The organism is Synechococcus sp. WH 8109 (genome assembly GCF_000161795.2).
Lineage (GTDB): Bacteria > Cyanobacteriota > Cyanobacteriia > PCC-6307 > Cyanobiaceae > Parasynechococcus.
The window spans coordinates 1,563,336-1,575,896 of sequence record NZ_CP006882.1 but is presented as its reverse complement, the minus strand read 5'-3'; the positions used below and the strand labels follow the sequence as shown (position 1 = coordinate 1,575,896).

Genomic DNA, 12,561 nt, shown 5'->3' with positions numbered 1-12,561 from the left:
CTGCTGTGGTCGTTCGATCTTTTCTCGCGTTAAAGCTGTTGGCGCTGTTGGTCGTGCCCTCTTCTGCCGCTGAGAGGGATCTGGCCTCTGCCTCCAGGCTCCCCACCACGTAGCCATCCATCTCTACCTCCGCCAATGAGTCGGTCTTAGTGCTGAACCGCACCACGCGATCGCTCCCGCGCACGGGCGATCTCATCTGGAGTCTGCGTCTAGAAACCCCAGGTCAGCCCGTGCAGCACTTCGATGCCGTCAGCGGTCGGGCCCACCGTCAGAACGCCGATCGCCATCGCTCCGGCACCCGCGCGCCGCTCCCCGCCGGTCGCTATTTCCTTGGGCCGGTGGAGCCCCTGGGTCCCGCGGGTCCGCGGGAGCTCGGGCCGATTTGGATTGGGATTGAACCGCAGTTCCCCACGGGTCGAGGCCATCTGGGCATTCATCTCGACCCCAGTGCCAACCGCAATGCCAACAGCGGTACGCTCGGCTGTGTGGGCTTGATTCGCTGGGACGACATGCAGACCCTGGCGGGTCTGGTGCAGCGCCCTAACGTCCGAACATTGGCGGTCAGCGAGTGAATGTTCTCCGATTGGGGCTTCAGTTGGGGCGGCTGGTTGGACAACCGCCGGGGTGAGTGGTGGCTGCTGGCCCAGCTGCTTCTGATCACGGCCCATCTGCTGCCGGTCTGGCCAGCGCCCGCCAGCTTCGGTGTGGCGATTTGGCCCAAACCATTGTTAGGGCTGGGCCTGCTGCTGTTGGCTTTTGGCCTGTTTAGGGCCCTTGAGGCGTTTCGCTGTCTCGGGGCCAGCCTTTCGCCGCTGCCGGCTCCCAAGCCGGCGAATCAGTTGATCGCCACAGGCTCCTATGCCATCTGCCGGCATCCCTTGTACCAGGCGGTATTGCTGTGTTCCGCAGGAGTGGTGCTGGCCACAGGCAGCCCGCTGCATCTGTTGCTGTTGATCAGCCTGGCGTCTGTGCTGCGGGGCAAAGCCCGCTTCGAGGAGCAGGGGTTGCGGGCGCTGCATCCGGATTACAGCCAATACGCCGCAGTCACCCCGGCGATAATGAGCTGGGTTCCTGGCTTGGACTGGCGCTGATTGCTTGGCTCAGGCGGCGACCGTGCTGGTCTGCATCAGGTCGGCATAGAGCTGTTCGAGGGCGTCGATGTTGCTGGAAATCGTGTAGCGCTCCAAGGCGCGGAGTCGGGCTTTGCGGCCCAGTTCCGCGGTCAGTACCGGCTGGTCCCTGAGCACCGGCAGCAGCGTGCGCAACTGGGTGGTCACGCCCTGGGTGCTCAGCACGATTCCCGCCCCTCGCTCCAGCACCTCGCCATCGGCACCGGCATCGGTGGCCACGCAGGCTGTTCCGCTGGCCATCGCCTCCAGTAAGGCCAGCGACAGGCCCTCCACAAGGCTCGGAAGGATGAAGACCTCAGCGCACTGGAGCAGAGCAACCCGGGTGTCCAGGTCCGGCTCGTGGCCCCACCAGAGGATTCGATCGTCGTTGAACTGGTTCATCAGGCTGTTGCGCAGTGGCCCGTCGCCGACGATCACCAACCGGCAGCCTTCCGGTGAAACCAGCCGCCAGGCCCGCAGCAGGGCTTCAACGTTCTTCTCCGTTGCCAGGCGCCCCATGTAGAGAAAAATCCGCTCTCGTCCCAGCCGTTGCCGCAACTGCTGATGCATCAGCGAAAGGGTGCCGGGGCTGGTGGGGCACCAGCGGTCGGTGTCCACACCATTGGGAATCACCGTCAGACGATCGGCTGGAACGCCCAGGCGCTCGAGAAAGTCCGCCTGAAGCTGTGAAAACACGATCACCCGGTCGTAGCGGGCCAGGGCCGGTGCATACAGCTGGTACGTGAGCTGTTGGGTGCCGGCCGTCAGGTTGCGCAGGCCTGCATCGAAGGGGGGATGAAAGGTGGCCACTAGGGGCACTCCCAGCTGCTGACAGAGCTCCGGTAGGCGGAAATCCAGGGGTGAAAGGGTGAGGCTGGCGTGCACGAGATCGGGCTGCAGACGCTCCAGGGACTCCCTCAGCTCCCGCTGCGCCCCAGGGGAAGGGATCGTGTAGACCTGCGATTTGACCAGATAAGGCAGGCTGACGTCCGGGTCGTTGGCCAGCAGCGATGTGTTGTCGCGCTCTGGGCTGCGCGGGTTATCGAAATGGATGAAGTGCACCTGATGCCCGCGTTTGCGCAGGGCATCCGTGGTGCTGATCCCGTAGGACACATTCCCGCAGAAGGGAGACTTCTTTCCGAGCCACGCAATCTGCGCCAAGCGGGTTGGGCCTCCTCAGGCGAAAAGGCAAGTTAGCAGCGTTGCCACGGCCGTTCGATCAACGCCGCCACCAGTGCCAACCCCGCCAGCAGCCACAGCACCGGTTGAAGACCAATGCTGCTCACCAAGGTGCCCGCCAGCACCAGCGGCAGACTCAGGGCAATGTTGATCAGGTTGTTCTGCAGTCCGAACACCCTGCCGCGCTCGGTTTCGGGGGTTTCTTCCTGAATCGTGGTCTGCGCTGGGATCGCCACCAGAGCTGCTCCGATGCCCAGGATTCCGCAGAGGCTCAGGGTGAAGGCCAGGGATCCCCGCAGCTGGCTGAGCAGCACCAGGGTCCAGGTGATGGTTCCCAGCCCTGCTGCCGTGAGCCGGCGGCGGCTGAACCGATGGCCCAGCTGGGCGATCACCACGGCTCCGATCGCCATGCCTAGCCCACTCATTGCCAGGAGGGCACCAAAGCCTGAGGCGCCCAGGTTCTCGATCAAGGCAGCCAGCTGGAGCGCCAACACGTAAAGCGCTGCCAACAGGCTGTAGAGCAGCACCAGATGAATCATGGCGCCACGCACCAACGGCACCCGGCGCAGCACCTGTAATCCTTCGCCGATCTCCGTCCACACAGATGTATTGGAGGGAGGCTTGGGGGCTTCCTGCAGCTTCAGGCGCGACAGGCTGAGGGCCGCAAGGCCGTAACAGAGCGGAAGCAGCAGAAACTCGCCGCCATCAATGCCGATGATCGCCAGGCTGCTGTGCAGGGCGCGAAGAATCGGTTCCCCCAGCGCGAAGCCCAGGATCGTCGCTCCCATGCTGGTGGCTTGGTAGAGGGAGTTGGCCGCCAACAGGTGATCTCCCGGCACAACCACAGGAATCGTGGCCTGTTCAGAGGGGGCGAAAAACTGGGTCAGGATCGACTCCAGGAAGGTCATGCCCACCAGCCCCCAGTAGCCCCAGGGCAGACCAAGCAAGACGGGCCCCGGCAGCAGACAGAGCGGTGCGAACACCACCAACAGGGCTCGGATGGCATTGCTGGCCACCATCACCCGACGCTTGGGCCAGCGGTCAGCCCAGACCCCAGCCACCGTTCCCAGCAGCATGGCCGGGATGGTGTTGGCCACAAAGATGCCAGTGGCCAGCAGGGTGATCACCTGGGTGCGTGTGCTGATGTCGAGGCCGTAATCCGAGGCCATCTCCGCCAGCACGCCGCTTCCCTGCCCCTTCAGCAGCAGGTGCTGATCGATCAGGAAGACCATCAGCACGATGTAGAACTTGTCCGCCAGCTGGGAAAAGATCTGGCCCAGCCAGAGTTTGCGGAAGTCCTTGAGGCGCAGCACGGCTTCCAAGCCACGCTTTCCCTCCGGGTTGCTGCCGGTGGGCAGAGCGGGTTCAGGGGTGGTGAGGCTCGGTCCGCTCAAGGGGTAATTGCATCGCGGCCATGATGGCTCACGCCCCTGCTAGTAGCGTCTCTCGCAGCATGGCCAGGGCTTTGCTGGGTCGGTTCAGATGCGTCCGGCTCCAGATCTCAACTACCCGCAGCAGCCGGCGCCACACGGCTGGGGGGCCCATCAGCTCACCGTCCCGGCGACGGGGCAGTTCGGCCCGGGTCAGTCGCTGGAGCAGGGCCAGTTCGGAGGGATTCAGCTGAATCGCTGCCCCTGGCTGCTCATCGATCGCAAAGCCGTCCTGCGGCAGCAGGCTGCAGCGCCAGTCCCACTGCCCCAGTGGTGGCTCCAGGGGATCGCTCGTGATGCAGCAGGTCTGCAACGGCAGTCCATAACCGCCAAGTGTGAGCAGATGGATGCAGGCCTGGACCGTGCCGGCCAGCACCAGTTCCGGGTCGGCTCGGTGCTCCTCCAGGCGCTCCAGGTGCAGCTGCATCGTGTCCAGTAGCCCGTCCACGGGGTCTTGGGCCGCCAGTTGAAGGCATAGATCACACAGCGCCTGCGCCGCAGCCAGTGTTTCCAGCTGTTGCCCGAGGCCGGAAAAACTGCGTAGAACCCGCAGTTGTCGCACCCGGGCCAGGCCGCTGCGTCCTCCCACCTGCAGTTCCAGCAGGGTGAGGGGGGCCGCGGCGGCCAGACTGCTCTTGGGTCGGCGTGCTCCGGGAACGGCGAAGCGACTCACGCCCTCCGCATCACTGAGCAGGCTCAGTAGGCGGTCGTGTTCGCCGAGGGGGCCCACCTTGAGGGCGAGTCCGGTGAGGCGTCGTTCTGCCATTCAGGCCGCGGGGCGGCGCTGGGCCTGCAGAAGAGCCGGCGCGCTACTGGTGCCCAGCAGATCGGCCCCCGCCAACAAAAGCTCCCCCGCATGGCTGAGGCTATGAATGCCCCCGGCTGCCTTGATGGCGCAGCGTTTGCGGATCAGCTGTTTCAACGCAAGGATCTGATCGGCATGGCAGGCCGGGCCAAAGCCGTTGCTGGTCTGCAGTCCCGCTGCGCCAGCATCAATGGCGGCCTCCACGGCCAGTTCCAGCTGTTCGCTCTCCAGACGGGCCATGTCCAGGACGGCCCGCACGGGAAGCCCCAGCTCGCAGAGGGCGGCGAGTTCCTCGGCAAACGCGCCTGAATCGCCATGGGCTAAAGCGCTGAAATCGGGCACGACATCGAGCTCCTGGGCGCCATGGGCAGCACACCACTCCGCTTCCGCCAGCTTGAGCTCAGCGGGAATGGCTCCGAAGGGAAAGCCGATGGCCGCCACCAGGCTGGGGCCTGCGTCGGTGGTCCCGATGCGTTCCCGCAGCAGCGGCAGCTGACGCGGTGTTGTGCAGATGGCCCGCACGCTCTCCTGTATTCCGGAATCACAGAGGGCTTGAAGCTGGTCCCGGGTCAGCAGAGGGTCGAGGATCGCCTGATCAAGCCGTGGGGGTAGGTCGGGGAGCTCTTGGGCTGGATCAGCCATGGCGGGCCGGGAGGTCACTCACGAGCCTGAATCACCCCATACCCCCCGTGGTTGCGTCGGTAGATCACCTGCAGCTGATCGCTCTCCTTCTCCCGGAACAGGTAAAAGTCGTGGTCGATCAGATCCAGTTGGCGGCGTGCATCCTCCAGGCCCATGGGCGGCATGGCGAAATATTTGCGTCGAACTCCCGGATCCGGCAGTTCCGCCTCACGCCCTTGCAGAAGGGAGGATTCAACGGGAGATGCATCGTTGACCACATCCGTGCTGGGGGTGTGGCTGGCGCTGTGGCCGTGGCTGTGGTGGTGATCGCTGTGGCGTTCTTTCCAGCGGCGCAGTTGGCGGGCCAGTTTCCCGGCGGCCAGATCGATGCTGGCGTATAGGTTTTCACTGCGTTCCTGGGCGCGGATCACCGTGCCGTTGGCAAAGACCGTCACCTCGGCGGTCTGCTGGGGCACACGGGGATTGCGGGCCACGGAGAGATGGACGTCGGCCTCGCGTACAGCATCACCGAAGTGCGATGTGGCCCGCTCTAACTTGGTTTGGGTGTAATCCCTCAACGACGGCGTGATCTCGAGGTTGCGACCATGGATCAGCAACTTCATGCCTCGCTCCTGTGCCGGTTGTTATCGGCAAGCTAGATCCGGCGCACGATTCGGCCCACCCCCAGCGTGCATTTCTTTTCGAGCCCGGTGATCCGGTTCGATTCGATGCCGCCTGGCTGGCGCAACAGCGCTGGCAGAGCAGTCTGCTGGCTGATCCATCGGCCCCGGAGGCGATCTGGATCCTGCAGCACCAGACCTGCTACACCCTCGGTCGTGGTGCCAGCGAGGAGCACCTGCATTTCGATCCTGCAGAGCCACCGGCACCCTTGTACCGGATCGATCGGGGCGGGGAGGTGACTCATCACCTGCCCGGCCAACTGGTGGTCTACCCGGTGTTGGACCTTCAGCGCCGCACGCCCGATTTGCACTGGTATCTGCGCCAGCTGGAACAAGTTGTTCTGGACGTTTTGGCGGAGTTGGGCCTGGAGGGTCAGCGTCTGCCGGGGTTGACCGGCCTCTGGTTGGAAAACCGCAAGGTAGCCGCCATCGGTGTGGGCTGTCGCCGCTGGATCACCCAGCACGGCCTGGCCCTGAACGTTGATTGCTCGATGCAGGGGTTTGAGCTGGTCACCCCCTGTGGGCTCACCGGTCGTGAGGTCGGGCGGCTTGCGGACTGGTTGCCAGGACTGACGTCGGCTGAAGTGCAGCCGTTGCTTCGGCAAGCCCTGGCCCATCGTTTCGGTCTGGTCTGGGAGGAGGAAGCGAGATAGACATGAGCTGTTTGAACCCCTGCCTCGGATGACGGCCAGCTGGAGCCCGACAACCCGTGAAACAGACGCTTTGCAGTGTCATTCCCATGTTCAGAGGTTGCCGAGGGTCGATGCGGTGTGGCCCTGGCTCGCCGACCGCCATGGGCTGATTGCCGCCGTCGATGCGCCCCATGCGGCGCATCCCGAACGCTTCAATTTCGGCGAACTGGCGGAGCGCATCGCCACCGCTGCCGCCGCCTTTCGGCGCCATGGCGTGAAAGATGGCGATGTGGTGGCTCTGTTTGCTGAGAACAGCCCCCGCTGGCTGGTGGCGGATCAGGGCTTGATGCGTGCCGGTGCCGCTGATGCCGTGCGCGGTGCCTCGGCCCCAGTCGAGGAGCTGCGCTACATCCTTTCGGATTGCCAGGCGACGGCTCTGGTGGTTCAGAACGCTGATCTTTGGCGTCGTCTGGCCCTTCCCCCGGACCAACGGGCTCAGCTGCGCTTCGTGCTTCAGCTGGAAGGGGAGCCTGCCGAGGGCGCCATTGGCTGGGAGGCGTTTCTGGCGTCAGGGGCCGGCCTTGATCCCGTCTGCCCGGCGGGGGGGCGAGACGCCGTGGCCACTGTTCTGTACACCTCGGGCACGACCGGCCAACCCAAAGGGGTCCCGTTGACCCACGCCAACCTGCTGCATCAGATGAGCTCACTGGCCTGTGTGGCCTATCCCGAGCCCGGTGCTCCGGTGCTGAGTGTGTTGCCCATCTGGCATGCCTACGAGCGCAGTGCCAGCTACTTCTTCCTCTCCTGCGGCTGTACGCAGACCTATACAACCATCAAGCAATTGAAGAAGGATCTGCCGCGGGTCCGGCCGATCGCGATGGCCACCGTGCCGAGGCTCTGGGAGGCGGTTCAGGCTGGATTTGAGGATGTGCTCAAGACTTTCCCCCCCTCCCGGCAGCGCCTGCTGCGGGCGGCATTGGCCAACAGCGCTGCCCAGCGCAAAGCCCTGCGAACGGCGCGCAACCTCCTGCTGGAACCGGTATCAGCCTCCGACCGGCTGCGTGCCTGCGGCTCCGCTGCCCTGCGCTGGCCCCTGCATGCTTTGGCCTCGACCTTGATCTGGCCGAAGCTGCGTCGCCAGCTCAGTGGCGGTCAGCTCGCCTATCCGATCAGTGGTGGCGGTGCCATCGCGCCCCACATCGATGCCTTTTTTGAAGCCGTGGGGATTGAGCTGCTGGTGGGCTATGGCCTCACCGAAACCAGCCCTGTGGTGAGTTGCCGCAGGCCCTGGCGCAACATCCGCGGCAGCTCCGGGCTGCCGATGCCCCAGACCGAATTCCGGATCGTCGATCCCGACAACGGCCAGCCCCTGGGCTTCCGGCAACGGGGGCGGGTGATGGTGCGGGGCCCCCAGGTGATGGCGGGCTACCTCGGCAAACCCGAGGCCAGCGCCAAGGTTCTCGATGCTGCGGGATGGTTTGACACCGGCGATCTCGGCATGCTCATGCCGGATGGTTCGGTGGCCCTCACCGGCCGAGCCAAAGACACGATTGTGTTGAGCAGTGGCGAGAACATCGAGCCCGGCCCCCTGGAAGAGGCCCTAGTGGCCAGCCCTCTGATCGAGCAGGTGATGCTGGTGGGTCAGGATGAACGTCAGCTAGGTGGTCTGATCGTTCCCCGTGCTGAGGTGATCGTGGCCTGGGCGGCTGAAGCCGGCGTGAGCGCGGCGCAGGATCTGGGCGGCCAACCCGGTGATCCGGCTCTGCTCCGTTTGTTGATGCGCGAATGCAACCGCTTGCTCAAGCAGCGGTCGGGCTCCCGGGGTGATGAACGGCTGGCCGGGGTGGTGCTTGTGGATCCCTTCAGTATTGAGAATGGACTACTGACCCAGACCCTGAAGCAGCGCCGTGATCGCATCGCCAGCCGCGATCAGCATTTGATCGATGGCCTTTACGGACGTTGACCGCGTCTGACGAGGCTTGGGGGGTGGTCGGTTGTCCGGTGATTGACCCCACGTGAAAGGGCTGACACGCTTTGGCCGTCTCCCAAGAACACATGTCCGACGGCACCTCCCTGACGATCAAGCGTCCGATCACGGTCCGCGCCGTCGTAACGCCCACCTGGAAAGAAGAAGCAGAGCGCGAGCTCAGCAATGGCATTGCTACCGCTGACCAACAGCTGGCTCAGCTCGAACAGGAAGGCCAGGACGTGGTGGACCAGGTGCGTCGTCAGAGCGCCAACCCCCTTGATCCCCGCGTGCAAGATCAGGTGGCGCAGATTCAACAGCAGGTGGCGGCCAAGCGCGCCGAGCTGGAGGAGCAGAAGCGCAACCTGCTTCAGCAGCAGGCCCAGGTGCGTGAACTGGAGATGGACCAGATCGTTGAGCAGGGTCAGCTGGAGAGCAGCTGTGAGCTGAAGGTCGGCGACAACCTGGTGCAGAAGATGCAGGTGTCCATCGTTGTGAAGGATGGCGTTGTGCAGTCGATTGAGGAAGCCTGATCGGCTTACCTCTGCTGACTCGTAAACTCCCCTGATCTGCCCTCCCGGAGACGGTTTTGGCGACCACAGACATCTTCATGCCTGCCCTCAGCTCCACCATGACGGAGGGGAAGATCGTGGAGTGGCTGAAACAGCCCGGAGACAAGGTGGCTCGGGGCGAGTCGGTTCTTGTCGTTGAGTCCGATAAAGCGGACATGGACGTTGAGTCCTTCCAGGACGGCTACCTCGCAGCGGTCCTGATGCCTGCTGGCAGTACGGCTCCGGTGGGCGAAACCATCGGTCTAATTGTTGAAACCGAAGCTGAGATCGCCGACGCGCAGGCCAATGCCCCCAGCGCTCCTGCTGCAGCGCTCGCCTCTGCACCGGCTCCGGCCCCCACGCCAGCTGCAGTTCAGGCCCCAGCTCCAACCCCGGCACCGGCACCTGTTGCTGCCCCTGCACCGTCGGTACCGGTGGTGAACGACGGTCGCATCGTGGCCAGCCCCCGGGCCAAGAAGCTGGCCTCCCAGATGGGTGTGGACCTGGCCACCGTGCGCGGCAGCGGCCCCCATGGCCGGATTCAGGCCGAAGACGTCGAGCAAGCCTCCGGTCAGCCGATCTCCGTGCCCCGGGTGGCGGAAGGAACTGCCCCCGCTGCTTCCTCGGCTGGCGCAGCAGCAGCAGCGGCCCCAGCAGCGCCTGCGGGCAACAGCTTTGGTCGGCCCGGCGAGACCGTCGCCTTCAACACCCTCCAGGGTGCGGTGAACAAAAACATGGAGGCGAGCCTGGCGGTTCCCTGCTTCCGCGTTGGTTACACCATCACCACCGACAAACTGGATGCCTTCTACAAACAGGTGAAGCCCAAGGGCGTCACAATGACGGCACTGCTGGCCAAGGCTGTGGCCGTCACCCTGGCGCGGCACCCCCAGGTGAATGCCGCCACCACAGCCGCCGGCATGGCCTATCCAGCGGACGTGAACGTGGCTGTCGCCGTAGCGATGGAAGACGGCGGCTTGATCACGCCGGTGCTGCGCAATGCTGATCGCACCGATCTCTATGAGATGTCGCGTCAGTGGGGTGATCTGGTCAAGCGCTCCCGCAGCAAGCAGCTGCAGCCCGAGGAGTATTCCACGGGCACCTTCACCCTTTCCAACCTCGGCATGTTCGGTGTTGATCGCTTCGACGCGATCCTTCCCCCAGGCACCGGGGCCATTCTCGCCGTCGCCGCATCACGCCCCACGGTGGTGGCAAACAAAGACGGGTCCATCGCCGTCAAGCGTCAGATGCAGGTGAACCTGACGGCGGATCACCGGGTGATTTACGGCGCTGACGGCGCCGCATTCCTGAAGGATCTCGCTGATCTGATCGAGAATCGTCCAGAAAGTCTGGCGCTCTGACCGGTCGCCCGGCGTGCCTGACCCCAGGGACCTGCAACTCAGCAGCTACGACTATCCGCTACCGCCTGAGCGCATCGCTCAGGCACCGGTTGAACCCCGCCACAGCGCTCGCTTGTTGATGGTTCCCCCCCAGGAGGAGCCATCAACGGATGCCGCTCACGGCCAGGTGTGGGATCTGATCGAGCAGCTGCAGCCCGGTGATCTGCTGGTGGTGAACGACACACGGGTGCTGAAGGCCCGCCTGGCGGTGCGTCGTTCCGGGGGTGGGCTGTCCGAGTTGCTGGTGCTGGAGCCGCGGGGGGAGGGCCGCTGGCTTTGCCTGGCCCGTCCTGCCAAGCGCATGCGGCCCGGCGACAGCCTCACGATTGATGGCACCTCGATCAGCCTGACGGTGCTCGCAGAAGACCCCGCCAGTGGTGGACGGGTGGTGCAGTTCCCTAGTGATTGCAGGGATGCCGAAACCATTGAGGGTTTGCTCAATGACGTGGGCGAGGTGCCTCTACCGCCCTACATCGAACGGCACGACCCCAGCGACAGCCAGCGTTATCAGACCCGTTACGCCGATCGCCCCGGTGCAGTGGCTGCCCCGACGGCGGGGTTGCATTTCAGTGATGAACTGCTGGCGGGCTTGCAGCAGAAAGGGGTGGATCTGGCCAGGATTACCCTGCATGTGGGCCTCGGAACCTTTCGCCCCGTTGAAACGGAAGACCTCACCGCCTTGGAGTTGCACAGTGAATGGGTGGATGTCAGTCCTGCTGTGGTGGAGGCGGTGCAGGCTTGTCGAGGTCGGGTGATTGCGGTGGGAACCACGAGTGTTCGTGCTCTGGAGGGTGCCGCTCAAGCCCATGGCGGTGTTCTCAAGCCCTACACGGGGCCGGTCAATCTGGTGATTCAGCCGGGCTATCAGTTCAAAGTGATTCAAGCACTGCTCACCAACTTCCATCTGCCCAAAAGCTCTCTGCTGCTGTTGGTGAGTGCCCTGATCGGCCGGGAAACCCTGTTGAAGCTGTACGCCGAAGCGATTGAAAGGAGCTATCGCTTTTTCTCCTATGGCGATGCCATGTGGATTGATGCAGCGGCGGTGCAGCCCCAGGCCCGCCCACCGGCACGCTGAGGTCTGAACGGTTCACGGTGAGGCCATAAAAAAAGCCCCGTCAACAACGGGGCCAAGGCTTCTGGCTGAGACAGCTCAGACAGCCACCGGTTGCTCGATGATGCCGGTCGGCACTTCAGCGAACATCACCGAGGAAAGGTAGCGCTCGGCCAGGTCGGGCAGTACCACCACGATGGTTTTGCCGGCGTACTCATCTTTCTCGGCCAGACGAATGGCGGCTGCAGCGGCGGCACCGCAGGAGATGCCCACAAGCAGGCCTTCCTCCTGGGCCAGGCGCAGGGCCATGGCAACGGACTCCTCGTTGGTCACCTGCTCCACCTTGTCGACCACAGAGAGGTCGAGGTTTTGGGGGATGAAGCCGGCGCCGATGCCCTGGATTTTGTGGGGACCAGGCTTGACGGCCTCACCGTTCATGGTCTGGGTGATCACCGGGCTGTTGGTGGGTTCAACGGCCACGGATTCGATCGCCTTGCCCGCTTCATTTTTGATGTAGCGGGAGACGCCGGTGATGGTGCCACCGGTGCCGACGCCGGCCACGAGCACGTCAATGGCGCCATCGCAGTCGTTCCAGATTTCAGGACCGGTGGTCTTGAAGTGGATTTCGGGGTTGGCGGGGTTGTCGAACTGGCCGGGCATGAAGTACTTGGCCGGATCGCTCTCAGCGATTTCCTTGGCTTTGGCGATCGCACCGGGCATGCCTTTGGCGGCCTCGGTGAGGATCAGTTCAGCCCCAAGCACGGCCATGACCCGACGCCGCTCGATCGACATCGACTCGGGCATCGTCAGGATCAGCTTGTAACCGCGGGCCGCGGCGGTGAAGGCCAGAGCGATGCCGGTGTTGCCGGAGGTGGGCTCAACAATCACCTTGCCCTTGGTGAGCTTTCCGCTCTTTTCTGCGTCCCAGATCATGTTGGCGCCGATCCGGCACTTGACGCTGTAGGCGGGGTTGCGCCCCTCAACCTTAGCCAGCACAGTGGCCTTGCAGTTTTTGGTGACGTTGTTCAGCTTGACCAGCGGTGTGTTGCCGATGGCCTGGCTGTTGTCGTCGTAGATGCGGGACATGGAGCTGCTGTAGAGGGGCCCGAAGAAAACAAACTAATGATCGAAAGCCTCTCC

General features: G+C 64.1%; 13 protein-coding genes. 7 read left to right on the top strand and 6 right to left on the bottom strand.

What is annotated here, in order from left to right; translation table 11 throughout:
* The first annotated feature begins 149 nt into the window (after positions 1–149).
* Both Syncc8109_RS08565 and Syncc8109_RS08560 read left to right on the top strand, forming a co-directional pair.
* Positions 150–572, top strand: coding sequence for a L,D-transpeptidase (locus Syncc8109_RS08565; protein WP_369792010.1), 423 nt, complete (start codon positions 150–152; stop codon positions 570–572).
* Positions 573–1,091: an isoprenylcysteine carboxylmethyltransferase family protein gene (locus Syncc8109_RS08560; RefSeq protein ID WP_006851177.1), complete on the top strand. Its 519-nt coding sequence runs from the start codon at positions 573–575 to the stop codon at positions 1,089–1,091. It begins immediately after the preceding gene.
* Between the two features lie 9 nt (positions 1,092–1,100).
* On the opposite strand, the gene Syncc8109_RS08555 is transcribed toward Syncc8109_RS08560, so the two are convergent.
* Genes Syncc8109_RS08555 through hpf form a run of 5 tightly spaced genes read right to left on the bottom strand, consistent with a single transcriptional unit; the run spans position 1,101 to position 5,767 of the window.
* Entirely contained in the window at positions 1,101–2,270 is a 1,170-nt protein-coding gene (locus Syncc8109_RS08555; protein WP_025362461.1) for a glycosyltransferase family 4 protein, read from the bottom strand.
* A 32-nt stretch (positions 2,271–2,302) separates the two neighbouring features.
* Positions 2,303–3,682, bottom strand: coding sequence for an MFS transporter (locus tag Syncc8109_RS08550; protein WP_006850030.1), 1,380 nt, complete (start codon positions 3,680–3,682; stop codon positions 2,303–2,305).
* 28 nt (positions 3,683–3,710) lie between these two features.
* The gene (gene recO, locus Syncc8109_RS08545) at positions 3,711–4,484 is read right to left on the bottom strand and encodes a DNA repair protein RecO (RefSeq protein ID WP_006850400.1); all 774 of its coding nucleotides are present in this window, start codon (positions 4,482–4,484) and stop codon (positions 3,711–3,713) included.
* Positions 4,485–5,165 (bottom strand): hypothetical protein, encoded by a 681-nt coding sequence (locus Syncc8109_RS08540; protein ID WP_006850791.1) that lies wholly within the window; start codon positions 5,163–5,165, stop codon positions 4,485–4,487. It lies immediately after the preceding gene.
* Between the two features lie 14 nt (positions 5,166–5,179).
* Positions 5,180–5,767 (bottom strand): ribosome hibernation-promoting factor, HPF/YfiA family, encoded by a 588-nt coding sequence (gene hpf, locus Syncc8109_RS08535; protein ID WP_006851649.1) that lies wholly within the window; start codon positions 5,765–5,767, stop codon positions 5,180–5,182.
* A gap of 11 nt (positions 5,768–5,778) precedes the next feature.
* Here hpf and lipB point away from each other — a divergent pair, with 11 nt between their 5' ends.
* The 5 genes from lipB to queA all read left to right on the top strand — a co-directional run bounded on the left by lipB (position 5,779) and on the right by queA (position 11,445).
* Positions 5,779–6,477 (top strand): lipoyl(octanoyl) transferase LipB, encoded by a 699-nt coding sequence (gene lipB, locus Syncc8109_RS08530; RefSeq protein ID WP_006851193.1) that lies wholly within the window; start codon positions 5,779–5,781, stop codon positions 6,475–6,477.
* Between the two features lie 28 nt (positions 6,478–6,505).
* Positions 6,506–8,419 (top strand): AMP-binding protein, encoded by a 1,914-nt coding sequence (locus Syncc8109_RS08525; protein ID WP_006850653.1) that lies wholly within the window; start codon positions 6,506–6,508, stop codon positions 8,417–8,419.
* A 92-nt stretch (positions 8,420–8,511) separates the two neighbouring features.
* On the top strand, positions 8,512–8,955 hold the full coding sequence (locus Syncc8109_RS08520) for a YlqD family protein (protein ID WP_006850377.1): 444 nt from the start codon (positions 8,512–8,514) through the stop codon (positions 8,953–8,955).
* Between the two features lie 56 nt (positions 8,956–9,011).
* Complete coding sequence (locus Syncc8109_RS08515) at positions 9,012–10,331, top strand: dihydrolipoamide acetyltransferase family protein (RefSeq protein ID WP_006849885.1); 1,320 nt, start codon at positions 9,012–9,014, stop codon at positions 10,329–10,331.
* Positions 10,332–10,344: 13 nt separating this feature from the next.
* Positions 10,345–11,445 carry a tRNA preQ1(34) S-adenosylmethionine ribosyltransferase-isomerase QueA gene (gene queA / locus Syncc8109_RS08510; RefSeq protein WP_006851597.1) on the top strand — a complete coding sequence of 367 codons (1,101 nt, stop codon included), beginning with the start codon at positions 10,345–10,347 and terminating at the stop codon, positions 11,443–11,445.
* 75 nt (positions 11,446–11,520) lie between these two features.
* On the opposite strand, the gene cysK is transcribed toward queA, so the two are convergent.
* Positions 11,521–12,507: a cysteine synthase A gene (gene cysK, locus Syncc8109_RS08505; RefSeq protein ID WP_006850945.1), complete on the bottom strand. Its 987-nt coding sequence runs from the start codon at positions 12,505–12,507 to the stop codon at positions 11,521–11,523.
* Between the last annotated feature and the right edge of the window lie 54 nt (positions 12,508–12,561).

Excerpts from the sequence above, each read along its gene's own strand:
- Syncc8109_RS08540 (WP_006850791.1), bottom strand. The coding sequence starts at position 5,165 with ATGGCTGATCCAGCCCAAGAGCTCCCCGACCTACCCCCACGGCTTGAT.
- cysK (WP_006850945.1), bottom strand. The coding sequence starts at position 12,507 with ATGTCCCGCATCTACGACGACAACAGCCAGGCCATCGGCAACACACCG.
- Syncc8109_RS08560 (WP_006851177.1), top strand. The coding sequence starts at position 573 with ATGTTCTCCGATTGGGGCTTCAGTTGGGGCGGCTGGTTGGACAACCGC.
- recO (WP_006850400.1), bottom strand. The coding sequence starts at position 4,484 with ATGGCAGAACGACGCCTCACCGGACTCGCCCTCAAGGTGGGCCCCCTC.
- Syncc8109_RS08525 (WP_006850653.1), top strand. The coding sequence starts at position 6,506 with ATGACGGCCAGCTGGAGCCCGACAACCCGTGAAACAGACGCTTTGCAG.
- Syncc8109_RS08520 (WP_006850377.1), top strand. The coding sequence starts at position 8,512 with ATGTCCGACGGCACCTCCCTGACGATCAAGCGTCCGATCACGGTCCGC.
- hpf (WP_006851649.1), bottom strand. The coding sequence starts at position 5,767 with ATGAAGTTGCTGATCCATGGTCGCAACCTCGAGATCACGCCGTCGTTG.